Annotated in this window: 26 protein-coding genes, 1 tRNA gene and 1 pseudogene; 19 read left to right on the forward strand and 9 right to left on the reverse strand. The window is 36.1% G+C overall.

The window, feature by feature from the left end:
- Window positions 1-30 precede the first annotated feature (30 nt).
- The 4 genes from ZPR_RS01945 to ZPR_RS01960 all read left to right on the forward strand — a co-directional run bounded on the left by ZPR_RS01945 (window position 31) and on the right by ZPR_RS01960 (window position 3,056).
- Window positions 31-903: a ChaN family lipoprotein gene (locus ZPR_RS01945; protein WP_013069916.1), complete on the forward strand. Its 873-nt coding sequence runs from the start codon at window positions 31-33 to the stop codon at window positions 901-903.
- An 88-nt stretch (window positions 904-991) separates the two neighbouring features.
- Window positions 992-1,390 carry a hypothetical protein gene (locus ZPR_RS01950; protein WP_013069917.1) on the forward strand — a complete coding sequence of 133 codons (399 nt, stop codon included), beginning with the start codon at window positions 992-994 and terminating at the stop codon, window positions 1,388-1,390.
- A 338-nt stretch (window positions 1,391-1,728) separates the two neighbouring features.
- A complete protein-coding gene (locus ZPR_RS01955) occupies window positions 1,729-2,097 on the forward strand; it encodes a lipid-binding SYLF domain-containing protein (protein ID WP_049771409.1) in 369 nt (122 codons plus the stop codon).
- Window positions 2,098-2,369: 272 nt separating this feature from the next.
- Window positions 2,370-3,056 carry a haloacid dehalogenase type II gene (locus ZPR_RS01960; RefSeq protein WP_013069920.1) on the forward strand — a complete coding sequence of 229 codons (687 nt, stop codon included), beginning with the start codon at window positions 2,370-2,372 and terminating at the stop codon, window positions 3,054-3,056.
- A gap of 37 nt (window positions 3,057-3,093) precedes the next feature.
- On the opposite strand, the gene ZPR_RS01965 is transcribed toward ZPR_RS01960, so the two are convergent.
- From ZPR_RS01965 to ZPR_RS01975, 3 genes are all read right to left on the reverse strand, one after another.
- Window positions 3,094-3,684 (reverse strand): thioredoxin family protein, encoded by a 591-nt coding sequence (locus ZPR_RS01965; RefSeq protein ID WP_013069921.1) that lies wholly within the window; start codon window positions 3,682-3,684, stop codon window positions 3,094-3,096.
- Window positions 3,685-3,695: 11 nt separating this feature from the next.
- Window positions 3,696-7,304 carry a BamA/TamA family outer membrane protein gene (locus tag ZPR_RS01970; protein WP_013069922.1) on the reverse strand — a complete coding sequence of 1,203 codons (3,609 nt, stop codon included), beginning with the start codon at window positions 7,302-7,304 and terminating at the stop codon, window positions 3,696-3,698.
- A 152-nt stretch (window positions 7,305-7,456) separates the two neighbouring features.
- Window positions 7,457-7,906: a nucleoside deaminase gene (locus ZPR_RS01975; RefSeq protein ID WP_013069923.1), complete on the reverse strand. Its 450-nt coding sequence runs from the start codon at window positions 7,904-7,906 to the stop codon at window positions 7,457-7,459.
- Between the two features lie 81 nt (window positions 7,907-7,987).
- Here ZPR_RS01975 and dxs point away from each other — a divergent pair, with 81 nt between their 5' ends.
- Window positions 7,988-9,754 (forward strand): 1-deoxy-D-xylulose-5-phosphate synthase, encoded by a 1,767-nt coding sequence (gene dxs, locus ZPR_RS01980; protein WP_013069924.1) that lies wholly within the window; start codon window positions 7,988-7,990, stop codon window positions 9,752-9,754.
- A 37-nt stretch (window positions 9,755-9,791) separates the two neighbouring features.
- Window positions 9,792-10,790 carry a DUF3078 domain-containing protein gene (locus tag ZPR_RS01985; protein ID WP_041578535.1) on the forward strand — a complete coding sequence of 333 codons (999 nt, stop codon included), beginning with the start codon at window positions 9,792-9,794 and terminating at the stop codon, window positions 10,788-10,790.
- Between the two features lie 76 nt (window positions 10,791-10,866).
- On the opposite strand, the gene dgt is transcribed toward ZPR_RS01985, so the two are convergent.
- Together dgt and ZPR_RS01995 are read right to left on the reverse strand one after the other, a co-directional pair.
- Window positions 10,867-12,213: a dGTP triphosphohydrolase gene (gene dgt, locus ZPR_RS01990; protein WP_013069926.1), complete on the reverse strand. Its 1,347-nt coding sequence runs from the start codon at window positions 12,211-12,213 to the stop codon at window positions 10,867-10,869.
- Window positions 12,214-12,318: 105 nt separating this feature from the next.
- Window positions 12,319-12,882 (reverse strand): DUF3109 family protein, encoded by a 564-nt coding sequence (locus tag ZPR_RS01995; protein ID WP_013069927.1) that lies wholly within the window; start codon window positions 12,880-12,882, stop codon window positions 12,319-12,321.
- Between the two features lie 453 nt (window positions 12,883-13,335).
- Between ZPR_RS01995 and ZPR_RS02000 the strand changes: the two genes are divergently transcribed.
- From ZPR_RS02000 to ZPR_RS02010, 3 genes are read left to right on the forward strand one after another with little or no spacing between them, the layout of a single operon-like run.
- The gene (locus ZPR_RS02000) at window positions 13,336-13,917 is read left to right on the forward strand and encodes a MarC family protein (RefSeq protein WP_187288252.1); all 582 of its coding nucleotides are present in this window, start codon (window positions 13,336-13,338) and stop codon (window positions 13,915-13,917) included.
- Window positions 13,914-14,114: a hypothetical protein gene (locus ZPR_RS02005; protein ID WP_013069929.1), complete on the forward strand. Its 201-nt coding sequence runs from the start codon at window positions 13,914-13,916 to the stop codon at window positions 14,112-14,114. Before ZPR_RS02000 ends, ZPR_RS02005 begins: the two co-directional genes overlap by 4 nt.
- Before the next feature lie 2 nt (window positions 14,115-14,116).
- The gene (locus ZPR_RS02010; protein ID WP_013069930.1) at window positions 14,117-14,728 is read left to right on the forward strand and encodes an FAD-dependent oxidoreductase; all 612 of its coding nucleotides are present in this window, start codon (window positions 14,117-14,119) and stop codon (window positions 14,726-14,728) included.
- On the opposite strand, the gene ZPR_RS02015 is transcribed toward ZPR_RS02010, so the two are convergent.
- From ZPR_RS02015 to ZPR_RS02030, 4 genes and pseudogenes are all read right to left on the reverse strand, one after another.
- Window positions 14,720-15,019 carry a hypothetical protein gene (locus ZPR_RS02015; RefSeq protein ID WP_013069931.1) on the reverse strand — a complete coding sequence of 100 codons (300 nt, stop codon included), beginning with the start codon at window positions 15,017-15,019 and terminating at the stop codon, window positions 14,720-14,722. The two genes, ZPR_RS02010 and ZPR_RS02015, sit on opposite strands and share 9 nt — an antisense overlap.
- Complete coding sequence (locus ZPR_RS02020) at window positions 15,019-16,620, reverse strand: S41 family peptidase (RefSeq protein WP_013069932.1); 1,602 nt, start codon at window positions 16,618-16,620, stop codon at window positions 15,019-15,021. The genes ZPR_RS02015 and ZPR_RS02020 overlap by 1 nt, the downstream gene beginning before the upstream one ends.
- Window positions 16,617-17,048, reverse strand: coding sequence for a deoxycytidylate deaminase (locus tag ZPR_RS02025; protein WP_013069933.1), 432 nt, complete (start codon window positions 17,046-17,048; stop codon window positions 16,617-16,619). Before ZPR_RS02025 ends, ZPR_RS02020 begins: the two co-directional genes overlap by 4 nt.
- Before the next feature lie 103 nt (window positions 17,049-17,151).
- Window positions 17,152-17,738: pseudogene (locus tag ZPR_RS02030) on the reverse strand (HupE/UreJ family protein).
- A gap of 361 nt (window positions 17,739-18,099) precedes the next feature.
- Between ZPR_RS02030 and ZPR_RS02035 the strand changes: the two are divergent.
- The 10 genes from ZPR_RS02035 (at window position 18,100) to ZPR_RS02075 (ending at window position 25,839) form a co-directional block, all read left to right on the forward strand.
- A complete protein-coding gene (locus ZPR_RS02035) occupies window positions 18,100-19,233 on the forward strand; it encodes a PepSY-associated TM helix domain-containing protein (protein ID WP_013069936.1) in 1,134 nt (377 codons plus the stop codon).
- Window positions 19,234-19,575: 342 nt separating this feature from the next.
- Window positions 19,576-19,941, forward strand: coding sequence for a hypothetical protein (locus ZPR_RS02040; RefSeq protein ID WP_013069937.1), 366 nt, complete (start codon window positions 19,576-19,578; stop codon window positions 19,939-19,941).
- Window positions 19,941-21,695 carry an ATP-binding protein gene (locus ZPR_RS02045; RefSeq protein WP_013069938.1) on the forward strand — a complete coding sequence of 585 codons (1,755 nt, stop codon included), beginning with the start codon at window positions 19,941-19,943 and terminating at the stop codon, window positions 21,693-21,695. The genes ZPR_RS02040 and ZPR_RS02045 overlap by 1 nt, the downstream gene beginning before the upstream one ends.
- Entirely contained in the window at window positions 21,692-22,309 is a 618-nt protein-coding gene (locus ZPR_RS02050; RefSeq protein WP_013069939.1) for a response regulator, read from the forward strand. Before ZPR_RS02045 ends, ZPR_RS02050 begins: the two co-directional genes overlap by 4 nt.
- A 796-nt stretch (window positions 22,310-23,105) precedes the next feature.
- Window positions 23,106-23,187: transfer RNA gene (locus ZPR_RS02055), tRNA-Leu, on the forward strand.
- Window positions 23,188-23,250: 63 nt separating this feature from the next.
- Window positions 23,251-23,595 carry a hypothetical protein gene (locus ZPR_RS22790; RefSeq protein ID WP_013069940.1) on the forward strand — a complete coding sequence of 115 codons (345 nt, stop codon included), beginning with the start codon at window positions 23,251-23,253 and terminating at the stop codon, window positions 23,593-23,595.
- Window positions 23,573-23,842, forward strand: coding sequence for a DUF3892 domain-containing protein (locus ZPR_RS23995; RefSeq protein WP_394329742.1), 270 nt, complete (start codon window positions 23,573-23,575; stop codon window positions 23,840-23,842). Before ZPR_RS22790 ends, ZPR_RS23995 begins: the two co-directional genes overlap by 23 nt.
- A gap of 163 nt (window positions 23,843-24,005) precedes the next feature.
- A complete protein-coding gene (locus tag ZPR_RS02065) occupies window positions 24,006-24,857 on the forward strand; it encodes a hypothetical protein (protein ID WP_013069942.1) in 852 nt (283 codons plus the stop codon).
- A gap of 67 nt (window positions 24,858-24,924) precedes the next feature.
- Window positions 24,925-25,245 carry an STAS-like domain-containing protein gene (locus ZPR_RS02070; RefSeq protein ID WP_187288253.1) on the forward strand — a complete coding sequence of 107 codons (321 nt, stop codon included), beginning with the start codon at window positions 24,925-24,927 and terminating at the stop codon, window positions 25,243-25,245.
- Complete coding sequence (locus ZPR_RS02075; RefSeq protein ID WP_013069944.1) at window positions 25,246-25,839, forward strand: type II toxin-antitoxin system VapC family toxin; 594 nt, start codon at window positions 25,246-25,248, stop codon at window positions 25,837-25,839.
- Window positions 25,840-25,857 lie beyond the last annotated feature (18 nt).

The following is a 25,857-nucleotide window of genomic DNA, read 5'->3' on the forward strand; positions in this document are numbered from 1 at the left end:
TTTATTTATTTTAATAGTACAATTTTTAGTATGAAAAACTTTTTTACCACCGTATTAATACTTTTTATTATTTGCAATCTTAAAGCACAGCAATTAAAAGCCTATGCGATTTATGATGCTGAAGGAAATGAAGTTTCCTTTCAAAAAATGAGCGATAGTTTATCGAATTATGAGGTGGTGCTTTTTGGGGAATTTCATGATCACCCCGTGGTCCATTGGCTTCAGAAGAAACTTACTGAAAAATTATATGCCAAAAACGCGAATCTAGTGTTAGGGGCAGAGATGTTTGAAGCCGACAATCAATTGATTCTCGATGAATACCTTCAGGATAAGATTCCGCAGAACCGTTTTGAAGAAGAAATGCGACTGTGGAATAACTATAAAACTGATTATAAGCCTTTAATTGAATTTGCCAAAACCAACAATTTACAGTTTGTGGCTACCAATGTGCCCAGGCGTTATGCATCGGTAGTTTCAAAATATGGACTGGATACCTTAAAAACCTATGCAAAAGAAGCACAATCTTACTTTGCAAAACTCCCCATAACAGTAGATACGATTACTCCCGGTTATGCTGAAATGTTTGGAATGATGAGCGCTCACGGAATGGAGGCTGACGCGATGAAGTTCGTAGAAGCACAAGCGATTAAAGATGCTACTATGGCTGAAAAGATCATTGATTATTTACCCAAAAATGGTATTTTTTTACATTACAATGGCGATTATCATAGCAAAAGTTTTGGCGGTATTTACTGGTATTTAAAAGCAATGCAACCCGATTTAAAAATCGCGGTAATTCGTGTAGCGCAAAGCAAAAATGAATCTTTAGAGTTTATAGAAGACAAAACCGGTACCGGTAATTTTATACTTTTTATTCCAGAAGATTTTACGCGTACTTACTAAGTTGGGAAATTCCCTATTTGCATAAATAATTTATCGATTTTTAAATTTTGGAGTTATTCTTGTTTTGAAAAACTTCAAAAATACTCTTATGAAATTTTTCAAACTACTCTCGTTTTTAGCTTTTTTCGGATTTTCTTTACTTGCCAGCGCTCAGGAAACGGATTCTTTAGCAATTTCATCTGAAATTTCGAACCATAGGGCTATTCATAAAGATTATCTAAGCATAGTTTATGGTCCGTACAGCCTAAAGTCTAATATGGCTTATGTTTCTTTAAACGGAGAAGATTACCAGAAAATCAAACTAAAGCGATCAAAACTTTTTAATCGGTATGATTATAATGGATTATTAAAACTCCTCAAGAAATATAATTCGCAGGGATGGGAACTTGTTGGCAAGGATTTTGAATTTGAAGAGGAAAGCGGAGCTCGTGTCTTTATAATGATGACAAGGGATAGTGAAGAAAAAAAACTGTCAAAAAATGATTAAAGCTTAAAATTAAGTGAAATAACAAGCTGTTAACAAAATTAGTGATACACGATGTATATTTTTGAATCATCTATTTGTATTAAAACTAAACAGTTACAAAAAATTCCGGGAAGTCTATCCCAAATCTGATTTTCCGGATATTAATTTCTGAATACACACAGAAATTTATAATTGATTTTAAGTGAGAGAGAGTGAGAAAAGGGCTGATCAACGCTGGTTGACGGCCTTTTCTTTTTTATACTAATTTAAGTTTTCCTTTAAAATTGCGTGAAATAACAGCCCATTAACACCCCTTCCGGTAGTGGCTTCCTAATTTGTTAAAACCAAAAAATAAAATTATGAAGACGAAAAAGAAATTAAACTTTGGTTTCCTGACGCTATTAACACTATTTGTTTTTAGCACAGTTCACCTGAACGCACAGACCGAAAAGCAAAAGGATTTAATCGACGATGCTACAGCATCTAAAGCTATTTTTGTTAAAGAAGAACCCGAAATGAGCGCGCTTTTTGAAAAAGCAGCTGGCTATGTGATTTTTCCAAATGTTGGGGAAGGGGCTTATATTTTGGGTGGAGCCGCAGGAAACGGAGTACTTTTTGAAAATGGGCAGGTAGCTGGTTTTTCAGAGTTAAAACAATTAGATATCGGTTTGCAGATAGGAGGGCAGGCCTATAGACAGGCTATTTTATTTCAAACAGCATCTGAATAGAGCTATTGTAACTATGCCTAAAGCCGGTGCAATGATCGATATTGCTGTAGGCGGACAAAAGTTTGAATATCAGGATTGGATTAAATAATCCAGATAAAATATATTCATCTTTTTTAAGGTCGGTTAAATTTATTACCGACCTTTTCTTTTTTAGAAAATTTAAAAAGATAAAATGCGTATGATGATTTGTAATGATAAGCCTAATGCCTGTGTACGTGATAATAATCAGGATTGGGTCTATAAATAAAAAATAAACTTCTAATTAAAACCTCATGGAATTGTCTTGGGGTAGTTTTACTGGTATGAAAATAAAAGCAATCATTTTTGATGTAAACGAAACCCTGTTGGATATGCAAAAGCTAGAAGATGAGATCAACGCGGGGTTAGGAAATTCCCTTGGATTTCAGATTTGGTTTAGTAAACTGCTACATTATTCTCTGGTTGAGAACGAGATAGGTTCTCATCATGATTTCTCTAAGGTGGCCTTCGCGACATTGAAAATGGCTGCCAGTTATTTTGGAAAAGAATTTTCTGAAAAAGAGATACAATCCCTATTGCGGCTGGTAAAAGAATTACCGGCCTACCCGGAGGTAGGGATGGTACTGAAAGCATTAAAAGAGGATTATCATTTAATTGCGTTAACCAACGGAAATCAGGAGACTGCTGAAGCGCAACTGAAATATGCTAAAATTGACGAATATTTTAATGGTATATATTCGGTAGATGTAGTGGGTAAATTTAAACCCCATCCAAGTACTTATCAAAAAGTCTTAAAGGACTATAAGCTTAAGGCTCATGAAGCGATAATGGTCGCTGCTCACGGTTGGGATATTGCTGGTGCCCAGAATGCAGGTTTAAAAACGGTCTTTGTAGCAAGAAAAGGAAAAAGTTTATATCCTTTGGTAAACACGGCAGATGGTCTTGTAAAAGATTTAAAAGGTCTAATGGAAACGCTCTAAAAAAAATGCCTGAAATTGTACAATTTCAGGCAAAATTCTAATTTTTTAAAGCACTCAGCAGATGCAGAAATTCTTTTTGAAGGGTTTGTGTTTTATCTTTAGCATACCAGGTGTGCAATTCTTTTTCAAGGGCTTCAAAATCTCTTCCTGCTGGGTTTTCTTTCCAGTCGAGTACCAGGTCATGTGCCGGTTTAGGTCTTGGTCCCCAGGTAAACAGCTCCACTCCTTTTTCAGAAAAAGCGATAAGTTTTGGTATCGATTTGCTTCCGTTAGTATGGTATTTCTCGATTAATTCAGGATTTTCATCTCTAAGGACGATCCTTAATTCAATTTTGTCTCCGGCAGTAGCAATTTCGCCAATTACCGGTAAATTTTGTGCGCTATCTCCACACCATGCTTCGGTAATGACATACCAAACCTGTGGCTTTTTAAGGCCGGTTACCAGGTTTTCCAATTCAGGAATCAGTTTTGTTGTTTTATTAAGCCTTTTCATTCGGCTTAAATTCAGCTCGGTAAATTGGATAAGATTTTCGGTTTGTTTTTCACCGGAAGTCTGCTTATTATTTACCAGCTGTACCATCCATTCGTAAAATTCGATATAACTAAATACCGGCTTTTTTACATTCATTTAAAAAGTTTTTAGAAGTTAAATCCTAGTGAGAACATTACTCTATTCCCATCTTCACTATGATATAGCCCTAAATTTCCAGAAAGTGCATTAAATCCGTTTATAAAGATGGAACCCCCAAAGTCATTATGCCAAATATCAGAATTGTCGTCTTCCTCCCAAACGCGACCGTAATCAAAACCTAAAGTCACACCCATTCTTACAGGGATAAAATTAGTTCTGAATTTAGCGAGACCTACTCTTAAATCTGTACTTTGATAAAAAGAGGTTTTACCATTAAAACGTTCATTTCTATATCCTCTTAAGCTATGGTTACCACCTAAAGTTGCTCCATGATAAAATTCGTAATTATCGCCAAAAATCATGTGGCTTCCAATCTTAGTGGCAAGCACGGCAATTCCACTTTCGTGTAAAGGATAATCTATAGATACAGATGGTTTCAAATACACAAATTCGTTGTTGAATTCGTCGATGTTTGTTTTATAACCTGTCGCCAGATCAAACTGAAGTCCCCGTCTTGGGAACGCAAGCTCGTTTCCTTTGTTTTTATACTGAAAAGCTAATTCACCACCAGCATAGATCTGGTTTTCGAAAATATCATCATTACTATTAAAAAATTCACCGGTAGCTTCGTTGGCTTTGTAATCTACTTCATGAGATTCAATCATAGGTTTGATTTCAAAATTAATTCCGCTTCCATTTCGATAGATTAAAGAAGGAGCAAAGTTCCACTGGGCAATCCCCACACGGTTATAATCTCTGTCTACCGCATCGTCATCATAAGAGGTTTCGTTACCAAAACCAAAGAAGTTAATAGCATAATTAGGACTAGTAAAACCGGCTTCTATCCCAAAATTCCAGTTATGAAAAATATGGGCAAACTCTCCAGAATACGTAAACTCGAATCCATTAGTTGCCGAAAAGTAAGCTGCACCAAATTTGTGTTGCGATTGAAAAGGATTATTCGCAAGGCCATAAGTGGTATAAGTATCGGAAATACCCACCTTAAATCCGGCATCCGGATCCCATCCAATGGCGGGGAATATGGTGTTGGTACTGTATTTGCGTTTATCCGGATTGTAGTTATTGATGTCGTAATCATCAACCAACCATTTACTACTATTCCCTTTTATAGTATTGTTTTTATTCTTGTAATCGTAAAGTTTTGCATTCCGGTTATTTTCAAAATCATAAGTGTCGTTATTTTCTCCCCCTATAATTTTAAGTTTAATGTAATGATCGCCTTCTCCTTCGATTTTAAAATCGTCTTTACCGTCTAGCCCATAAATCCAGATCTCTTTGGTAAGTTTTTTATCGTAAGTATGTTCGTAGACCACTTCCCCTTCAGTTTCGATAGAAAGGCTTGTTTTACCATCCGGTTTTCTGGTGATCAGGAATTTATCATCCTCCTCGGTTCCGGTGATGACCTGAAATCGATTTACATATTCATAATAAGCTTTTGCAGGTTCTAAAAGATTATCCCTGCGCTCTTTTAATGCTTTTTTAATATCGTCTATCGACTGATCCTGTACTTCTTTCGGTAAGGTTTTGAAAGCATCTTCAATGACCTGATCTGTAAGTTGATTTTGTATAAACTTCACCTGTTTTTCCCATTCTTCCCAGGTAATATCTTTTAAAAATGCCTGATCTAAGGAATAGCCGTCAAAATTTAGCCACTTTACGTTTTTAACCCCACCTTCGAAATCCTGCATTTTTCTAAAATCTGTAATCGCCAGTCTCAGTAACTTGATAATTAAACCATCATATCTTGGGAATGCCTGGTCGCGGTCACGTCTTATAGGCTTATAAAGTTTAGAGCCATCTTCCTGTTCAAATTCAGAGAAACGCCATTGATCGTTATGGCGATCCCAATCACCAATAAGCATATCGGTAAGACGTGCCTTTACCCAAGCCGATTGATCTACCTGGTACTCTTTAGAATCTCTCATATCCAGCAATAAATCGGTACTGGAAATGATATCATCTGGATTTCCGAACTTAGGATTGTCTTTGTTTTCATCGCCAGCATGAACTTCTAGCATATAAAGTTTATCCCCGTAATCTTCGTTAAAGATATTCAGATTTTTTTGCTTGGGCAGGTAATAAATTTTTGGCTCGGCATTATAGATGTTAAGGGTGTCGAGTATGGTATTTAACGCAAAAGGAGCATATGGATGTGCAGTAGTATAAAAATCCTGTACTATTCTTTCTGCAACGGTATTTTGCATATAATCTTCTACGTAGTGATTTTTTATGGCCGATTGGATAAATCTAACCGCACTTTTTCTTAGTTCCCTTAAGGTGTATTCGTGATCCTTATCATCTTTTATACGGATAGACCTGGATTGATGCCCACCGCCTTCAGAGATGGCTACGGGATTTCCTTCTAATTTGGTTAAATCAAGTACCGGAGCTTCGATCTCTTTACTGTAGACATCGCGGTAATGTGTTCCCCAAAAGAAATTATATAAACCGCTTTTAGATGTTTCCTCATCGGTATAAATAGAGGCCTTTTTTGTTGCCGGCCAGTTGCTGATATCGTGGTAAGAAACTTCGTCTAAGGTTGTTTGCTGTCTTTTAATCGTTGTGCTGAATAATTTTTCAGGAGTTCCGTTTTCAACTGAATAAAATTCAACTTCAGAGCTGTTATCGTCATACACCGTAAGTCTGGCGAAACCATGATCACTGGACGCAAACTGTCCGTCTTCTTCATCTGCTCTGGCTTTTTTGGTTTTTTTACCTGCAGTTCCACTAATAATTTGTGGAATTCCGTCATCTGATAAATATTGCAAATTTTGATCACTGGCAGAAACAAAAATCACATCTGGGAACATACTGGCCAGGGTTTCTAAAGTACCTCTTAATTGCTTGCGTTGCTGGCTATAGTAATCTTCTTTTTTAAAGCCACCTGTTTTTTCAAAAAATCCTTGTTTTGTATTACTCAATACGGGATGGTGTATCGCAACGATCACCGTTTTATTCTGCTCATCCTTAAGATCGTCTTTAAACTTGGTAAAAAAATCGTCACGAGTTTTAAGATCACATTTATTGTTAATATATAAATGATTATCCCAATCCTCTAAAAACCATTGAGAATCTACCATTAGCAATTCGATATTCTCTGTGTCCAGATCTTCAATCTCTCGCACGCAACCATCATTTGGCCAAAATTCCGCTTTACTATTATCCTGGATAAACGATTCCATATCGTCTATATTCTCATGTCCGTTCTTATTCCACTCATTTTTACCTGGGGTGTAGATCACACGTCCATTAAAATTCTCCATGGGTTCCATAAGGCTTTTTCGAAGTAATGCTTCTGCCTTTTCTCGATCTTTCTTTTTTGGAGGAAAGCCTTGTTTAGAGGTAATATTCCCTATGGCCACGAAGGTGGCTTTTTCATCCTTCTGGGACATTTCGTTTATAGCTGAAAGTACCTTTTTGGTGTAATCAGATTCATCAACCCCGGTATTTCCTGTAAAATAAAAAGTTTGTGATACTTTTCTACCAGATTGCTGCCCGTAAAAATGCGTAGTGCTTATAGCTAGTATAAAGCAAAAAGCGAAGAATATTTTTTTAAAGCTATATGCAGATTGTTGAAGTAGAAATATATTTATCATGTATTTTCTGTTATGTTGAAATGACCAAATACGCTTGGGCGATGTGAAATTTCAAAAAAAATCAGAGATGTAAATAAATTTTAACTATCTATAACACTTTTATTTGAACAAGCCTAAAAATTTTCATAAAAACCAATCTACATTACCTGAGCTTAGTTAAGGTTGCGTTTTTGGATAAAGAATTTTTTGAGCAGCTGGCTGCATTCGTTGGCCATTATTCCCTGGGAAACTTCTGTTTTAGGATGCAGTTGCACTCCAAATTTTTGATATCCCCGGTGATCGTCTTTGGCCGCAAAGACCAATCGGGAAAGCTGGCTCCAATATAAAGCTCCGGCACACATCTGGCAGGGCTCTAGAGTAACATACATAGTGCAGCCTTTTAAATATTTACCTCCTAAAAAACTGGCTGCCGCGGTAATGGACTGCATTTCGGCATGGGCCGTTACATCGTTTAAAGTTTCGGTAAGGTTGTGCCCACGGGCGATAATACGGTTTTTAATAACCACTACTACACCTACAGGAATTTCTCCTTTTTCAAAAGCAATTTGAGCCTCTTCAAAGGCTTTCTTCATGAAGTAGGTATCATCAAAAGGTGTAAGCACAGCGTAAATTTTTAGCAAGATAAAAAAGGAAGTGATAATTATTAAAAATAGTTTAAGGATAAAACTAAATTTGTCTTGATTATGGAATATCAGATTTTAAATAACATAGAAGGGCCGGAAAATTTAAAAGCTTTGTCTTTACAGGAATTACAGCTTTTGGCTAAAGAATTACGACAGTACATCATAGCGGTTGTTGCGGTAAAAGAAGGGCATTTAGGAGCCAGTTTGGGCGTGGTAGAACTCACTATTGCCCTTCATTTTGTATTTGATACTCCCAGGGATCTCCTGGTTTGGGATGTAGGACACCAGGCTTACGGGCATAAAATCTTAACAGGCAGACGCAAAAAATTTCATACCAATCGGCAATTAGGAGGAATAAGCGGCTTTCCTAAACGAGAAGAAAGCGTTTATGATGCTTTTGGAGTTGGGCATTCCTCCACTTCCATTTCAGCAGCACTGGGTATGGCGCTGGCTTCAAGATTAAAAGGTGATTTGGATAAACAGCATATTGCGGTTATTGGTGATGCGTCTATTGCAAGTGGGATGGCTTTTGAAGGTTTAAACCATGCCGGGGTCACCAATGCCAATTTACTGGTAATACTCAATGATAATGCTATTGGGATCGACCCCAGTGTAGGAGCCTTAAAAGAATATCTTACCAAAGCTAAAGTGGGCTATAAGCCCAAAGAAAGCAATATTATCGAGGCGCTTAATTTTCGCTATTTTGGCCCTATAGATGGTCACGATTTAGAAGGATTAGTATCTATCCTGAAAGAATTAAATGAGATAAAAGGACCAAAGTTTCTACATGTTATCACTAAAAAAGGAAAGGGATTAAAGAAGGCGGAAGAAGACCAGGTAAAATATCATGCCCCAGGAAAGTTTAAACCGGAAACCGGGGAATTACTTCCAAAAAGTGCCGAAGGCCTACCTTTAAAATATCAGGATGTCTTTGGTTTAACTTTGGTAGAATTAGCAGAAAAAAATAAGAATATTGTTGGAATTACACCGGCGATGCCAACCGGAAGTTCGCTTAAGTATATGATGGAAGCTTTCCCAGAAAGAGCCTTTGATGTAGGAATAGCAGAGCAGCATGCGGTGACCCTGGCGGCAGGTATGGCAACACAGGGAGCCATTGTTTTTTGCAATATTTATTCTACTTTTTTACAACGAGCATACGATCAGGTAATTCATGATGTCGCTTTGCAAAATCTACACGTAATTTTTTGTTTGGATCGAGCCGGTTTGGTAGGGGAAGATGGAGCTACACATCATGGCCTTTTTGATTTGGTATATTTACGTGCTATTCCCAATATGATTGTGGTCGCACCGGCAGACGAGATTGAACTTAGACAATTGTTATATACCGCTCAATTAGGTTTAACACATCCCATGGCTATACGTTATCCAAGAGGAAGAGGTGTAAACGTAAATTGGCAGCTACCTTTTAAAGCTTTGGAAATTGGTAAGGCAGTTTGTGAAAAGGAAGGTGAGAACCTTGCTGTCCTGGTTGTAGGCTCGATTATAAGGAATGCGAAATTAGCATTACAGGAGTTTAGCGAAGAGATTGGATTATACAATATGAGGTTTGTTAAGCCTTTGGATAAAACGATGCTGCATCAGGTGTTCAAAAAATATAAAACGATTCTAACTATAGAAGATGGTGTGATAAGCGGAGGTTTTGGAAGTGCGATATTAGAATTTGCAGCAGCAAATGATTATAGTTTGAAAATAAAGTGTTTGGGGATTCCAGACGCCTTTATTGAACATGGTGAGATCGGCGAATTACAAGAAATTGCCGGAATTGACGTTAAAACTATAATTAACGAGCTGAAATCTCTGTTATAAATTTTAATTTTGCGAACCCGAATAATCTAAATAACCAATGCAAGTGCGATTAATCATTAGTTTAATTTGTATTTCATTCTATCTAGGTATTTCTTCTTTATCCATGTGTGCACAAAATCAAACGGCGCAAGACACCACACAGACGCCTCAAGATTCTGCAGATGTCGAGCCGGTAATCATATACTGGTCTGAAAAAAATGCTGTTGGAGTGAATTTAAGTGAAGTAGCTTTTGTAAACTGGAATGCAGGGGGAAACAACTCCATTTCTGCCTTATTTCATGGACAGTTTGAAAGAAATTACAAGAAAAAGTTAACCAGCTGGAAAAATTACCTGTCCTTAAGATATGGACTAAACTCCCAAGAGGGACAGGAACTTAGAAAAACCGACGATCAAATTCAGTTTAAGACTACTTTTGGTTATCGTAAAGATTCGGTGTCTAACTGGTATTATTCCGGTAATATTGATTTTAGGACCCAATTTGCCAATGGTTATAAGTATCCTAATACCGATGCCGCAATCTCTAAATTCATGGCTCCGGGATATCTTTTGATAGGTGTGGGTACGCAGTTTTCGCATCCAGATGAAAACTTTAATGCGTATATCTCTCCGGTTACCGAAAAATCTACTTTTGTACTCGATCAGCGTTTAGCCAATGAAGGAGCTTTTGGGGTAGACCCGGCAGAATATGATGAGTTGGGGAATTTAATTGATGAGGGTAATAAAGTACGTTCAGAATTTGGTTTTCTGGTGACCAGTGATTTTAAGAAACAGGTGTTTCCCAATGTGAATATGAATACGCAAATAAGCTTATATTCAGATTATCTTCGGGATTTTGGAAATATTGATGTAGACTGGCAATTGGCGTTTGATATGAAGGTAAACGATTTTATAAAAGCCAATATAGGCTCTCATCTTCTTTATGATAATGATGTAAAATATAAAGAAGATACTAATGGCGATGGGAATCTGGAAACCTTAGGAGCCAGGGTACAGTGGAAACAGCTTTTAGGGGTTGGTTTTACCTATGTTTTTTAGGTTAAACTCCTTTTGGAATTAAACAACTAAGCAAATAGGTTCATGTATTTCCCTAAAGTGTGAAGATATTGAAATATTAAAAACCGGAACCCTGATATCTTTTGAAAGAAGACACCGTAAATCCATCAGTAAGTGATGCGGTATACGAACAAATTTGAATAAGTTTTTGGTATACAGAAGTTTCTGCATTTAAATTTTTAAGCTTTGGTACAGACTTTAAGACCAGATCGTTAAAATTCGAATCTAAATCCTGGGTTGCTGGTAAAAATGCATTGGTATAGGTGTCTAATAAAGTTTCCAGCATTTTATACCCGGCAATTTCTTTATTGATTACTTCTTCGCTTTGGTAAATTTTCTCAATGCTTATTTTGATAATATCTTTAATCTGTGCTTCGTATTTGCTTTTGTCGAATAAAGCCTGATGGAACTCTCCTGCAAGAATAGCTTCTTCGTTTGCCAGGAAGATTTCAGCAGCTTCGCGAATCAAGGTGTTAATCGCTAAAGATCGCAGATAGCTTAAGCGATCTGCCGTACTTTGTAAAGAATTGTATTTAGGTGTGGATATCGTGTCTTTTACCAGTTTAATTAAATATTCTAATGCATAATCTTCGTCGATCAAACCCAGATTAATACCGTCCTCGAAGTCGATAATTGTATAACAAATATCATCTGCAGCTTCTACTAGAAATGCTAGAGGATGTCTTGAAAAACTAATGTCATTTTTGTTTCCAGTTTTGATTAGGCCAAGTTCTTGTGCCACATCAAGCATGGTGCCTTTTTCACTTTGGAAAAAGCCGAATTTCTTATCGGCAATATTTTTTGTGGGTTTGTGCGGTAAGGATTCCTTAGGATATTTCATAAAAGCACCAAGGGTGGCATAACTTATTCTTAAACCACCGGGAGTACCGGGACGATCCTGGGTAAGAATTTTAAAACCATTGGCATTTCCTTCAAATTTTACTAAATCCTGATATTCTTTTTCGCTAAGTTGGGATTGGAATCTTTTGCCGTTTCCATTTAAAAAATATTCGCCTATGGCTTTTTCTCCGGAATGTCCAAAGGGAGGATTCCCGATATCATGTGCTAAAGCGGCTGCGGCAACGATTGCTCCAAAATCATTCATCTGGTAGCCATGAATAGTGCTAAGATGAGGGTGTTTTTCCAGGATCTTTTTTCCCGTTAGGCGGCCTAGGGATCGGCCCACTACAGAAACTTCAAGACTATGGGTTAAACGCGTATGTACAAAATCTGTTTTAGAAAGTGGGATTACCTGGGTCTTATCCTGTAAACTCCTAAAAGCTGAAGAAAAAATAATGCGATCGTAATCTACCTCGAAACCTAAACGGGTTTCATCTTGTTCTTTACGTAATCTTTTATTGGTATCGCCAGATCTTTTTAGTGATAATAGTTGTTCCCAGTTCATGATTTTTATTTAGCGTTAGGGATAGAGCAGTTTGTTTGAGCTCTTGCAAGATGGTACATCCTTGCAAAGCGAGCAGCGAAAGCCCGGCCGAAGGCAACGCCCTACTTATAGTTTTTTAGCTACTTTTTCCAGTTCGGCATACCAGTCTTCACCAAATTTTCTAATAAGTGCTTCTTTAGTGAATTTATAAATAGGTACACCTAATTCTTCGCCAAGGCTACAGGCGTCATCGCAAATATGCCATTGATGGTAGTTGACGGCAGAAAACTCTGAATAATCCTGAACGCGTACCGGATAAAGATGGCATGAAATCGGTTTTTTCCAATCGATTTCTCCCTGATTATAGGCCTCCTCTATTCCGCAAAGAGCGGTTCCTTTATCATCGAAGGTGACATACGCACAATCGGCACCATCGATAAGCGGGGTTTCGATCTCACCAAAATCGTTCGTGATATACCGTCCCTGTGCTTCTATGGCCTCGATTCCTTTTTGCCTTAGAAATGGTTTAACTTTTGGATAAATGCTATCCATGATCTCTTTCTCATACTCTTCTACGGGAGCACCGGCATCGCCATCTACACAGCATGCCCCTTTACAGGCAGAAAGATTACAAACAAATTCTTTTTTTAGAATTTCTTCTGAAACTATGGTTTTACCTAACTGAAACATACGGCAAAGATAATTTTAAGATTGATTTTATAAAGAAAAGTGCTTTATTATTTGATGAATCATCGAGATTTGAATAGTACGGTTCCTGTTTTACCCAGTAATCGGGATTAAATGCTCATGTCCTTATTTGTCGAGATCGGTAGGTCACGAACTAAAATAAATTTGTAACAAATACCTCATTTTACTGTGATAGTTTACGTTAAAAAGGTTTCCTTTTTGTGAGCGGTCGACTTCATTTATACTGCCTGGCAACGTTTGGATATTATTTTTTGATCTTAAATATATTGCGAATTGGCCTTTTTTGCGCTGCAAAGAGTATCCTGCAAAATTATAAAAGCTATTTCGGTTCCTGCCTCGAAAGCTTTTCCTAAGTTCTTAATTGTTTAGAAATATTTAAAGTTGAAATGAACTAAAATCGTTATGAAAATTTACTTTTGCAAAAAATTTTGAGCTATGTTTAATTTGTTCGACCTCAGGGAGGTGTTTACGGTAGGGATGGTTTTATTTGCGGTAATCGATATTATTGGAAGTATTCCTATTGTATTGGATTTACGTAAAAAAGTAGGGCATATACAAAGTGAAAAAGCCTCTTTGGTGGCTGGTTTGCTAATGATTGCTTTTTTGTTTTTAGGGAAAGAGATTTTAAACCTTATTGGTATCGATGTAAATTCTTTTGCGGTGGCCGGTTCGTTTATTTTATTTTTTCTGGCTTTAGAGATGATCCTGGGGATTAGTTTGTATAAAGATGATGCGCCAGAATCTGCTTCTGTAGTGCCTTTGGCCTTTCCGTTAATTGCCGGGGCAGGGACGATGACTTCACTTTTATCGTTAAGGGCAGAATATGAAACCATAAATATCATTGTGGCTATCATAATCAATATTATCTTTGTATATGTTGTTTTAAAATCTTCAGGTAAAATAGAAAAGGTTTTAGGATCGCAGGGTATAAATGTTATCCGGAAGATATTTGGCGTTATTTTACTGGCAATCGCCGTTAAACTTTTTGCCGCAAACATTCAGAGTTTATTTTCATGACAAAGTATTTAATCTACACGATCATCTTTTTAGGAATAGTTGTTATTGGTTTTAATGTGACGATATTAGATTTTAATCGTCTAATGGAAGACGAAAGCGGAACAGCGTTGATCGCTATTGTGGCCAGTCTTTGCGTGATCGTTTTAATGGGAATCCTTTTAGTATCCAGAGCAATCGCAAAAAAACATAATCAATAATTATGGAATATGATCTTTTAATTGTTGGCGGAGGAGCGGCAGGCATGTCCTGTGCATTAGTCGTTGGATCGGGTTTAGAAAAAGAATTTGCTAAGGATAAGAAGGTAGGGATCTTAATGCATCAAAAAACCTCTGATCTGCAAAACGCCCTTTTTAATAATGTACTTGGATTACCACCGGCAACTAAAGGTATAGACATACTGAAACAAGGACCTGAACAATTAGAAGAATTATATCCAAAAGTAACACAGTTAACAGGAGAGAAACTTCAGCACATTAGCAAAAATGAAAATGGAGTTTTTGAGCTTAAAACCAATAAGGATAATTACTTAGCCAAAAAGGTAGTGATCGCTATTGGCTATTCCGATAATTTTAGAATAGGCGGAGTAGATGAATATGTTATTCCGCACAAAAAGGCCAAAGCTTCTAAAAATCGTGTGCAATTAATCAATGAAGACCACCTGGTGGTTCCTAATTTATATGTGGCCGGTTCTCTTGCAGGTTGGCGAAGCCAGTTCTCTATCGCCTGTGGTAGTGGCGCTGCCGTAGCAACAGATATCCTTACCGATTGGAACGATGGGGAGCATACTAAAGTTCACGACAAATTATCCTAAAAGGAAACAACTAATTGCAGGAACTACAGAGCTGATCATCAAGATGATAAAAAAACGATGCACGCTTCGGTAAACTAAAGCTCTTTTTAATTTCTCAGTAAAAACTTTATCCGGATGAGAAGCGATATGTTTTATGATTGTTTTTTTGGGAACATAGGAAGAGGTTACAATGATCTCCTTTTGAAGTAGCAATAATGCACTATTATCCAGCAGCCTAAAACTTACGGCAATCACAAAGAATAATAAGGGGAGGAAAATACAATAACTATCAGATAAATCTTCCGGAACCATTAATCTTTAAAATTATGCTTTTTTTTAGATAATTCCAGTACTTTCTCAATTACAGGATCTCCTTCATTTTTTAATTGTTGAAAGTAAGTGGAACCGAACAGTTGTTGTGCCATCACGGCTTTTAAATACTGTTTCATGAGCGGCTTATATTCGGTAAGGCGAATGTTTAACTTTTCACTTTTTCCAAAGGCAATAAGTCTATCGATGACTTCATCGGTAATTTCCACTTCATTCTCAAATTCTCTTTTGGAAAGTGAGTTATAGTAGGATCGTTTTCGTTCTAATTCCTGAAAAACAAATCGGCTTAAAAAACCGCGATTTAGTAAAATGCGAATGTGCTCATGTTCAATTTCTATATCTTTAGGGATAAATACATCAGGGATAATTCCGCCTCCGCCGTATACCACTTTTCCACCCGGGGTGACATATTTTAAAGAGTCGTCTACTTTTATGCTATCTACGCTTTTAAGTTCGCCGTTTTCATAGCGGCGCTCATAATCTCTAAAATAATTATCGTTTCCGTTTTCGTAAGGTTTTTGTATAGAACGGCCGGTTGGGGTATAATACCTAGCTATAGTTAATCGTACCGCACTGCCGTCGCCAAGATCCATTTCCCGCTGTACCAATCCTTTACCGTAGGATCGTCTTCCGATAATAGTTCCCACATCGTTATCCTGTAAAGCGCCTGCTACCACTTCGCTTGCCGAAGCCGAATTTTCATTAATTAAAACATATACGTGTCCATCCTCAAAGTCGCCTTTACGATTGGCAAAAGTTTTTTCTATAGCACCGCTTTTGTTTTTAGTGAAAAGAATAAGCTTATCGTCTTTTAAGAACTCATCGGCAATATTAATGGCTTCTGCTAAATATCCGCCTGGATTGTCGCGAAGATCCAGTGCAATCTCTTTAGCGCCCATTAGCTTTAAAGCCTTTATAGCAGCATCAAACTCCTCATAGGTCGATTCTGCAAAACGATTTATTTTAATGTAGCCTACGGTTTTGTTAAGCATATAAACCGCTTCCACACTTTTTATAGGCACATGATCGCGCTTTACATTAAAACTAAGAAGATCGTCCTGTCCGGGGCGTTTTACTTTAAGTTCCACATTACTGCCCTGTCGTCCTTTTAAAAAATGGGTTAAGGAATCGCTGCTTACACCCAGATTGAATAATGCTTTGTCGTTTGCATATAAAATACGGTCACCGCCTCGGATACCAATCTTTTCACTTGGTCCGCCTTCTAGTGGTTGGATAACCATAATGGTGTCTTCGACTGAATAGAAACTAACACCAATACCCACAAAATCACCTTTCATGTTTTGAGAAACATTGTCGTATTCCTGTTCCGGGATATATACCGAATGGGGATCCAGGCCTTTTAATATTGTATTTACGGTAACATCAACAATACTATCTGTATTTACATTATCAACGTATTCATAATCGATATAGTCGATTAGGCGGTTTAACTTTTCTTTTTTTGGATTAGATGAAAATAACTGATCTGAAGAAGAGTAATTTATTTTACCTCCCATAAATACGCCAATAGCACAGGCTATTCCTAAAAGGAGTGGGGTATATATGTTTTTTTTATTTTTCAATCGTCTAATTGCGTTATCTGAATTAAATCGACTCCGGCTTTTTTAAGAAAATCGAGACCGCTATTATCTTTATAATCTACACAATATACCAGTCTGGTTATTCCGGCCTGGTGTATTAATTTGCTACATTCCTTACAGGGCGACATGGTTATATATAATGTAGCTCCCTGGCAGGATTGAGTAGATGCGGCAACTTTTAAGATCGCATTCGCTTCGGCATGTAAAACATACCATTTGGTATAGCCTTCTTCATCTTCACAAAAATTCTCAAATCCGCTGGGGGTACCATTGTAGCCATCAGAAATAATCATTCTATCTTTAACAATAACTGCACCAACCTGTTTTCTTTTGCAATGGGAAAGTTTGCTCCACTCCCTTGCTATTCTTAAATAGGCTTTGTCGTATTTAAGTTGTTTTTCTTTTTGCATGTGTTATGAAAGGAGATTTATTAAATCTCATATTCTTATAATGTAAGAATCGCTAAATTATTGTAAGCTACAGGTTAAACCAATTTTAACGCGTTAAAGTTAATTAAATGGCATTAAAATTATCCCTAAGTATAGGTAGAATAATCCCTATAACCAGTGCAGAGACGACCAGCACCCAATCACGTTTAGAGACCTGAAAGAAATTTTGCGTGATAAACGCCAGGATTAAGACCGATAAAACAATGATTGCCTGTGCACATTCTATCCCTAAAGCAAATTCTAAAAGCGGGAAGATCTTTGAGGAAAAACCGCTGCTTAGCATTTTAAAATACGTAGAAAAACCAAGGCCGTGAATCACCCCAAAAAAGCAGTGGTAAAATACAGCAATGTTGGGTTGCCTGATTTTTCTTTATTGCTAGCGGTAAAAATATTGTAAATGGCAGTAATCATGATTGATACCGGAATTAAAAATTCTACCCAAGCGGTGTCTACAATTACAATTTCGTAAGTAGATAAAAATAAGGCAAAGGTGTGACCAATGGTGAAAATGGTCACCAGCCATAGTACCCTTTTCCATGAGGTAAAGGTATATGAGGCTACCAGGGCGATTAAAAATAGAATATGGTCGTATGCATTCCAATCCAGAACATGCTCCAAACCTAATTTAAGATATAACCAAAACTGCGACATAAGGGAAAAAGGCTAACGTTGCCGAATGTACGACTTCTTAATAAAATCACAAAAGCTAATGCAGTAAACCATGGCTTTATTTGGATTTTTGGGTTAATTAGATATCGAAAATAGATGTTTTTCGATCCCATAGTCATAAATGAATTTTAAATTCTAAAATACCTTAGGGTTAATGCAGTCCAAACGTCTCTCAAAGTTTTGATTTATAAAATTATAGGTTGTTGTTTTTTTAAAATAAGTCTGATTGAATTATAAATAATTAAGAAAGCTTATTATTTTTGGATTTTATATTAAATAAGTCTAAATAAATAAATTATTGATCTTGCATTAATTAATTGGGTAAAATAATAATGGAAATTCAATGAAGAAAAAGAAAAATTACAGTTTACGCGCATTTATAAATGATGTTCATTTATGGTTAGGATTAGGCAGCGGGATCATTTTATTTTTGGTTTGTTTTAGCGGAACCATACTTACTTTTGAAGACGAAATAAAAGATCTTTTTGCCGAAGATTTTACGGTTGAAGGCGGAGATGAAAAATTATCGATAGAACAGTTAATTTCGGTATTAGAAAGTGAAGGGATGGTAAGTTCGGTTACCGTACCGGCTAAAGACGGCGAAGCTTACGAGTTTAGTGTAAAAGAATCCCCTGAACAACGCCGCGGAACCACCTATTATGTAAATCCTTATTCTGCCGAATTCAGTAAAAAACGTGAATCTTCTTTAGATGGCTTTTTCTTTTCTATGTTTAAATTACATCGATGGTTACTGTTAGATTCTTCGATTGGGCGGCCTATTGTTGGTGTTGCTACAATTATCTTTTTAATATTATCGATCACTGGGATCGTGCTTTGGTTTCCAAAGAAAAAAATCAACTGGAAAACTTTAAAACCCGGCTTTAAAATTAAATTTTCGGCCAGATGGAAACGTATTAACCACGATTTACATAATACCTTAGGATTTTATGCCTGTATCTTTTTAGCTATTATGTCGCTTACCGGTTTGTGTTGGTCGTTCCAATGGTATCGTGATTTAGGGAGCGAGGTAATGGGCGCTCAAATTTTTGGTGGGCGTGGAGGCCCACGTGTAGAAAGTGAGGCACAAATTGATGAAGATGAAATGATATCAATTGCTGCGGTAGAAAAAATCACCGCACAGGAACTAAATTATGAAGGCAAAACATCAATTAGTTTTCCTTCTGGGGACAAGGGTGTTTATAGCATTAGAAAATATGAATCGGCTAAACTTTCACCACTTATTGCCGACAATCTAATTGTAGATCGAGATGGGAAGGTGCTTAAAAAGGAAGTTTTTAATGATAAACCTATTAATCTAAGAATAGCTTCTTTAATTAAACCTTTGCATACAGGAAGTATTTATGGAGGTTTCTCTAAGCTCCTTTATTTTTTAGCCTGTTTGATTGCAACGAGTCTCCCTATTACTGGAACCTTTATCTGGATTCATAAAATGAAAAAGAAACCAAAGAAAGAATAAAGCTTAATTTGTTATTATTGAAGGAATTTTTAGCCTTGTTTCTCTATTGTTTTGAAAGATTTTTCCCGGTTATAAAGCAAGGGATTTTGTTGATTTTACCGTCTTTTTCCTAACGCTTAGAAGGTTTGAAAGTTGTTTCTTACAAATGTTTGAAAATGGAATTGGCATCAAACCTGCTTCATGTTGGTAAACACTAAATATAAAACTAGTTAGGCCGGTTCTTATTAAGAATTATAAGGTATAATGTAGAATTTCTTTGATATTCGATAAAATTGAAGCTTGTTTTTTTGGAGTTGATATATTTCTTATTTTTAAAAATATGTTAAAACTATAATTTAAAAAATGAAAGACCCTAACACAGCTCCGCTTTTTTACGTGGATAATTTACAGAAAATCGAAGGAGATAATCAGTACACGGTAGATTTACATTTACCCCAAAATTTTAGCAATGCTGGCTATAAAGTAATTGGTAATAGTCCCGCGATTCATGATATTCTAAAAATTGAAATCTATTTAAGAGGGGATAAAAAGATTACTCCGAGTGATGTGACTATCGTAGAAAAGATCGAGCTAGATTTAAGTAATCAAAACTTTAAATATTTAAAATTTAAAATTATCTGGAAGCTAGCTGTAGGACTAGGTGGTGGAGTAGGAGATCCTGAGGACGAAGAAACTGTTGGCGAGAGCGTGTTGAACGGTATGGGGTAATGAAAAGTATCCTGGCTTTTTTTGGATTTTTAACTTTTGGGCTGGTGTCTTGCTTTGCTCAGCAAAACCTTTTAGATAAGGCTGAAGCTTCTAAAGAAGCCGATAACTATCAATTATCCTTAAATATCTTATCGAAAATTGACACCAATACCTTATCCATCCCACAAAAAGCCAGGTTTTATTATTTAAAATCTGCCAACTATAAATTCAGGAAGGAAGATTCAGATGCTTATCCATTATTATTGAAAGCACGTAAGCTTTATACGGCATTGGATAGTCTGGAGAAATTAGCGACCATTAATCTGGAACTTTTTCAGGTCGTAAGAAATATTGGTGGTGATCATTTAAACTATGATGAATATATAAAAGCCTATCTGGATTACCATCTTTCTCAGAATGATCCGAAAAACCTGCGCAAAGCCTATATTCGGATTGCAGGGAATTTTGCCAGAGAAACAACAGTGGACAGTTCTTTTAACTATTTTAAGAAAGCATTGCAATTAATAAGAATCGATAAGGATACGCTGGCAGAAGCCCACATGCTAAATAATTTTGGGGTATTGCATAATGAATTTACCTCCTATAAAGATTCCGCTTTATATTATTTTACAACTTCTAGAAGATTATATAAAAAGTCTGAATACATACAAGCTAGCTTTCAAAATACGGCCAGTGCTTATAAAAAGTTAGGCGAGTATGATAAAGCGATTGAAAATTATCAAAAAGCAGATTCGCTTTTAGGTAAAGAATACAGTAAAGAACGTAAGCGTTTTTTATATGATCTCATGGCCAAAACTTATGAGCTTGCCGAGAAACCGACAAAAGCTCTGGAGTATTACAAATTAACTCAGGCCTATCAGGATAGTTTAAATCTACAAGAACAGGAAAAGGCGATTTTCGACATCCAAACCAAATATGAGGTTCAGAAAAAAGAAAATGAAAACCTGCAATTAAAGCAATCTCGATTTTGGTTAATTTCAGGAGTCATTCTTTTGGTGTTGTTGCTTATTGCTACTTATTTGGTGTACCGTACCCGTATTGCCAAAAAGCAATTAGAAGTTAAGCAGTCGGCTTTAGAGAAAAACGAATTAGAAAAGCAGCTTAAGGATCAGGAGCTTGCAGGCTTAGATGCTATGATCGAGGGGCAGGAAAAAGAGCGCCAGCGTATTGCCAACGATCTTCATGATAATTTAGGAGGATTGCTGGCTACCTTAAAACTGCATTTTCAGAATTTAAAAACCAAGACCGATCGTCTTCGCGACGAGCAGGACGAGTTGTTTAAAACCACCAACTCACTTTTAGATGAAACCTATCAGCAGGTTAGAAATTACGCGCACCAGCGTAATGCCGGTCTAAAAACCAGTGAAGGTTTGGTGCCGTCCATAAAGAATTTTGCTTCAAAAGTTTCTGTAGGGAATAATCTTGTGGTTCAGGTAGAAGCGCATGATATGGATGAGCGCTTAGAAAATAGTGTAGAAATCACGATTTTCAGGATCGTACAGGAATTAATTACCAATGTGATTAAACACGCTGAAGCTTCAGAAATTATTGTTCATCTTACTTCTTTTGAAGATCATATCAATATCATGGTAGAGGATAACGGTAAAGGTTTTGACCCTTCTATTATAAAAGATAACGACGGGATGGGATTGGCTTCGATTATAAAGCGGGTAGAACATCTTGGCGGTAATGTAGATATAGATAGCCATTCGGGTAGTGGTACTACTGTCATTTTAAATATTCCCAAATCATGATTAGAGTGGTAGTTGCCGAAGATCATTTAGCCGTAGCCGATGGGATTTTGGCTTATTTCAAATATCACGATAGTATATCGATTATCGGTCACGCCAAAAATGGCGAGGATCTAGTAAAACTGGTAGAAAAAAATATTCCTGATGTTGTACTAACCGATGTGAAAATGCCGGTGATGGACGGAATTGAAGCAGCAAAACTGATAAAAGCAAAATTCGACAGGATTGGGATTATTGCCTTTAGCATGTTTGATCAGGACGAGGCGGTAGATTTAATGTTGCAGGCCGGTGCCACCGGATACTTGCTAAAAAATTCTCCCCTTTCTGAAATGGAAAAAGCAATATTAAAGGTTTCTGAAGGAAATTTATATTACGATCCCAATTTAAGTCTTGCTACTGAAAACACACCTAACGAGAATACCGGAATTCTTACGAAACGCCAAATTGAAATCTTAAAACTGGTAGGTAAAGGTAAAACCAATCAGCAAATAGCGGATGCTTTATTTATCGGAAAAACCACGGTAGAAACTCATCGTAAAAACATGATTAGAAAACTCGGTTTACATGGCCCGGGAGAATTGCTGCGCTACGCTTTACAGCGCAAATACGATTTTTAAAATATCCCCTCGTATGGGTATGGTGTTACACAGTTTTATGAGATATTTTTGAAGTAATAATTCATTTTGCTGGTGGTTCTTAATCCAATTTAATGAAGTATTTCGTTCAATTCCCTTTATAGGGGGCAAGTTCTAAAAACTGGCTGGGAAACTTTATTTGTTTTCTACTTCTCAGCGAAGTTAATGAACGTATTCTCGATTTCATTTATGAAATTATACTCCCGATGTAAAGTCGGGAGTTTTTTGTTTTCAGTAGTTAGATATGGTAAACAACCTATTCTGAATCACTTACTTCTTTTAGGGTTGTAAATATTTATAAAGCTTCATATTAAGGTAATATAGCTAACAATTACTGAAGCTAAATTTTACATTTAGATGAATTGCAGCTAACAGTTTTCTAAGGTTTTTTCTGTTCTTTTGAGATTGATTCAGGTTTGGTGAAATACATCCAAATTTATGTTAGCTTAAAGAGTTTCTCTTTAAGAAAATAACGAGACAGGTTTTGTAAACCTGTTCATTCCTTTTGTTTCTTAAATCCACCTCTATCCCGAGGTGGATTTTTAATCCTTTAGGGGTAATGATCTCTTTTTTAAATCAAGAATACTAACGAAGATTTTTTGATTCAAATCTCGAAAGCTTTTTCCGAAGTTCTTAATTTGCTTTAAATGTAGAGAGATAATTTTCTTTAATGCTTAATGCGTTTAAATTTAGTAAGAAGAATATGTCAACTGAAATCTGATTTTTGTAAAAAAAAAGCAGTTGATGTCAAATAATTTTTTAATTTTGCCGTCCAATTGCCTTGGTGGCGGAATTGGTAGACGCGCTGGATTCAAAATCCAGTTCTTTCGAGAGTGTGGGTTCGATTCCCACCCAAGGTACTAGAGAGCAAAACCCCTGCAATTACAGGGGTTTTGTTGTTTTTAGCCCTCAATATTACTTGTATGAAAATTGAGGTGAATATCACAAAGGAGCCTACAAAGGAGCCTACAAAGGAGCCTATTTCGTTCGAAATCGTCGATATGAGTAAGAGGAAATATTCCGAAGTAAAAATTTACATTCCAAAAAAGAAGGGGCGAAAAAGTGTTGCTCCTGGCGATAAATGGTATGCATATTTTTATTGGCGAGATCCCGAAACCGGGAAGATGAATATTAAATGCAAGTACTATCGCGGCATAAATCAAAAGAAAACCGTTGCAGAGCGTGAAGAAGTAGCGAAGGCTTATCAGCGATCTTATCAAATGTTACTGGAGCAAGAATGGTGTTATTACTCATTATGCTTTTCATGAGAAATCTAATGATTCAGTAAGCTTTGCTAAAAAAGTTGATAAAAGGTATGCCATCCAATTATTAGAGAATCCTAATAATTCTGCATTTACCTGGATTTTGAATTATAATTTGTGTGGATGGAAAATTGGAGAAGAGGTAAAAGTAGTCAATGGTGATTCTGGTAAATATTTGAGATCGAATCCAGATAAAACAGAAACCAATAATTTAGAACACTTAATCGATTATGATTGGCTCAGGTATTTATAGCAAGTTAATGATCATAAAATAAATTGAATGAGAGTTTAATTATGTGGCTTTTGATATTACTTTTTTATTTTTTTTGATTAATCTTTTTATAGTCACGGGCGTTAGAAGTTTTTTGAATTTGAAAAAATAATATCTTTGTTTATCAATCTTAAGTTATAACCTTTTGCAGAACAATAGAATAATAACTAAAATCGATATAGAAGGTAACCTCAATACAGATTCAAGAGGGATTAAGAAGTTATTTCAATTTTACAATAAAGCCGTTGGCTATAAAAACCAGGTCATAGAGATCGACATGTATAAAATGGGATTCTTCGATGCGAATCTTTCCTGTGTTTTATATGCAATATTGTATAAGTTGAATAAGGATAATGGGCTGAAATTTGCACTTGATTTCGAGTATTTGCAAAAAGAGTACAGTGTGCTTTTTAGAAATGGTTTGTTTATTGAAGGAGAGGCCGTAGATGAGAGAGAGTCCACAATTCAACTTAAATCATTTCAGCCAAATGCAGATAACGATGAAGAGTTTGTAAGTTATATTACTAATGATGTTTTGGGTCATAGAGGGATGCCAAATTTTTCAAGAAAAGTAAAATTAGGCATTGCTCAAGAGCTTACAGAAATATCAAGTAATATTATACAGCATTCGCGGACAAATGATCCATTTTTTGTTTGTGGACAATATTTTCCTAAGAAGAATTTACTTAATTTTTCGATAGTAGATATTGGAGTAGGGTTTTTACCTGCAATTAGAGAAAAGGAGTCCAAGATAACAGATCATGGTTCTGCAATTATTTGGGCTTTGGAAAGTGGAAATACCACAAAAAAAGATGTGCCTGGTGGTCTTGGTTTACATAATTTGCTAAAATACTGTGAAGCTAATAATAGCTATATGCAAATTGTAAGTGGTGATAAGTTTTGGAACTCTGAGTCTATGCCTGGTTTTACCATGTCTCTGGGATGTGAATTTGCCGGCTCTGTGATTAATTTGCTTTTCTCAGATAAAATACGCTAAATTTGCACGCCTTTTTGCATCGAATTTGTTTTTAAAAGGTTTTATATTTATATTTAAGACTATGAAAATGGAATTAAAAAAAATTTTAGGATCATCTTTGGCTACGAACCCTAAACAGGGTAAAAGCTTTTTTAGTAGTTTAAATGAGGCTGCTCAGGGTTCTAATGAAATAGAAATTTCATTTGAAGGTATAGAGTTACTTTCTTCTGCCTTTTTAAACGAATCTATAGGTAAATTCGTTATGATGTTCCCTGATAAAGAGTCTAATGTAAAATTTATTTATCCTATCGATCAGCCAATATTTGAGACAAAGGTAAACGATGTTTTAGATAACGTAAAGATGGGAGATAAATATGACGAATGGTTGGAAAATGCTCAAACTCATTAAATGAGTGATTATAGTATAGCCAGGCTTACAGATTATGATCTTACGGATCCTCCGAAAAAAAAATTTCTACTTGATGCAAATATTTGGATTAACGTAATTAGATCCAGCAATAAGAATAGAAAGAAAGCTAATTTATACAGAGAATTCTTTTTTGATCTTGTGGACTGCAAGGGGGCTAATATAATTTTACCCGCCTTAGTGGTTTCTGAAGTAATGAATAGATTATTAAGAGAAGTTTATTTAAAGAAATTTATTGAGAGAATTGGTGCAAAAGAACCATTAGCTAGTAGATTCTATAAAGAGCAATTTCGACCTTCTAAAGAGTATCGTTCTGGTTGTATGCTAATCGCTGATGAATTTAAGACGTACTTAGAGAGTGTAGAGCTTAAAAATGATGAGTTTGGTAAAAATATAAAATATAAGCATGTTCTTTCTAAATTTGATTTTGGCTTAGATTTCAACGATAGTTTTCTTTTTTACTTAGCAAAAAAGAATAATTATATAATCGTAACAGATGATGGTGATTTTTTCGTTAAAGGAGTCGAAGTACTTACTTTAAATCAAGAGCTTTTGGAAAAAAGCTCTAAAATGTAATCTTGATAATATTTAAAA

It is taken from the genome of Zunongwangia profunda SM-A87, assembly GCF_000023465.1.
In the GTDB taxonomy this organism is placed as follows: domain Bacteria; phylum Bacteroidota; class Bacteroidia; order Flavobacteriales; family Flavobacteriaceae; genus Zunongwangia; species Zunongwangia profunda.

Bases quoted from the DNA above. Each gene is read 5' to 3' on its own strand.
- ZPR_RS01945 (WP_013069916.1), top strand. From the start codon at position 31: ATGAAAAACTTTTTTACCACCGTATTAATACTTTTTATTATTTGCAAT.
- ZPR_RS01950 (WP_013069917.1), top strand. From the start codon at position 992: ATGAAATTTTTCAAACTACTCTCGTTTTTAGCTTTTTTCGGATTTTCT.
- ZPR_RS01955 (WP_049771409.1), top strand. From the start codon at position 1,729: ATGAAGACGAAAAAGAAATTAAACTTTGGTTTCCTGACGCTATTAACA.
- ZPR_RS01960 (WP_013069920.1), top strand. From the start codon at position 2,370: ATGGAATTGTCTTGGGGTAGTTTTACTGGTATGAAAATAAAAGCAATC.
- ZPR_RS01965 (WP_013069921.1), bottom strand. From the start codon at position 3,684: ATGAATGTAAAAAAGCCGGTATTTAGTTATATCGAATTTTACGAATGG.
- ZPR_RS01970 (WP_013069922.1), bottom strand. From the start codon at position 7,304: ATGATAAATATATTTCTACTTCAACAATCTGCATATAGCTTTAAAAAA.
- dxs (WP_013069924.1), top strand. From the start codon at position 7,988: ATGGAATATCAGATTTTAAATAACATAGAAGGGCCGGAAAATTTAAAA.
- ZPR_RS01985 (WP_041578535.1), top strand. From the start codon at position 9,792: ATGCAAGTGCGATTAATCATTAGTTTAATTTGTATTTCATTCTATCTA.
- dgt (WP_013069926.1), bottom strand. From the start codon at position 12,213: ATGAACTGGGAACAACTATTATCACTAAAAAGATCTGGCGATACCAAT.
- ZPR_RS01995 (WP_013069927.1), bottom strand. From the start codon at position 12,882: ATGTTTCAGTTAGGTAAAACCATAGTTTCAGAAGAAATTCTAAAAAAA.
- ZPR_RS02000 (WP_187288252.1), top strand. From the start codon at position 13,336: ATGTTTAATTTGTTCGACCTCAGGGAGGTGTTTACGGTAGGGATGGTT.
- ZPR_RS02005 (WP_013069929.1), top strand. From the start codon at position 13,914: ATGACAAAGTATTTAATCTACACGATCATCTTTTTAGGAATAGTTGTT.
- ZPR_RS02010 (WP_013069930.1), top strand. From the start codon at position 14,117: ATGGAATATGATCTTTTAATTGTTGGCGGAGGAGCGGCAGGCATGTCC.
- ZPR_RS02015 (WP_013069931.1), bottom strand. From the start codon at position 15,019: ATGGTTCCGGAAGATTTATCTGATAGTTATTGTATTTTCCTCCCCTTA.
- ZPR_RS02025 (WP_013069933.1), bottom strand. From the start codon at position 17,048: ATGCAAAAAGAAAAACAACTTAAATACGACAAAGCCTATTTAAGAATA.
- ZPR_RS02035 (WP_013069936.1), top strand. From the start codon at position 18,100: ATGAAGAAAAAGAAAAATTACAGTTTACGCGCATTTATAAATGATGTT.
- ZPR_RS02040 (WP_013069937.1), top strand. From the start codon at position 19,576: ATGAAAGACCCTAACACAGCTCCGCTTTTTTACGTGGATAATTTACAG.
- ZPR_RS02045 (WP_013069938.1), top strand. From the start codon at position 19,941: ATGAAAAGTATCCTGGCTTTTTTTGGATTTTTAACTTTTGGGCTGGTG.
- ZPR_RS02050 (WP_013069939.1), top strand. From the start codon at position 21,692: ATGATTAGAGTGGTAGTTGCCGAAGATCATTTAGCCGTAGCCGATGGG.
- ZPR_RS22790 (WP_013069940.1), top strand. From the start codon at position 23,251: ATGAAAATTGAGGTGAATATCACAAAGGAGCCTACAAAGGAGCCTACA.
- ZPR_RS02070 (WP_187288253.1), top strand. From the start codon at position 24,925: ATGGAATTAAAAAAAATTTTAGGATCATCTTTGGCTACGAACCCTAAA.
- ZPR_RS02075 (WP_013069944.1), top strand. From the start codon at position 25,246: ATGAGTGATTATAGTATAGCCAGGCTTACAGATTATGATCTTACGGAT.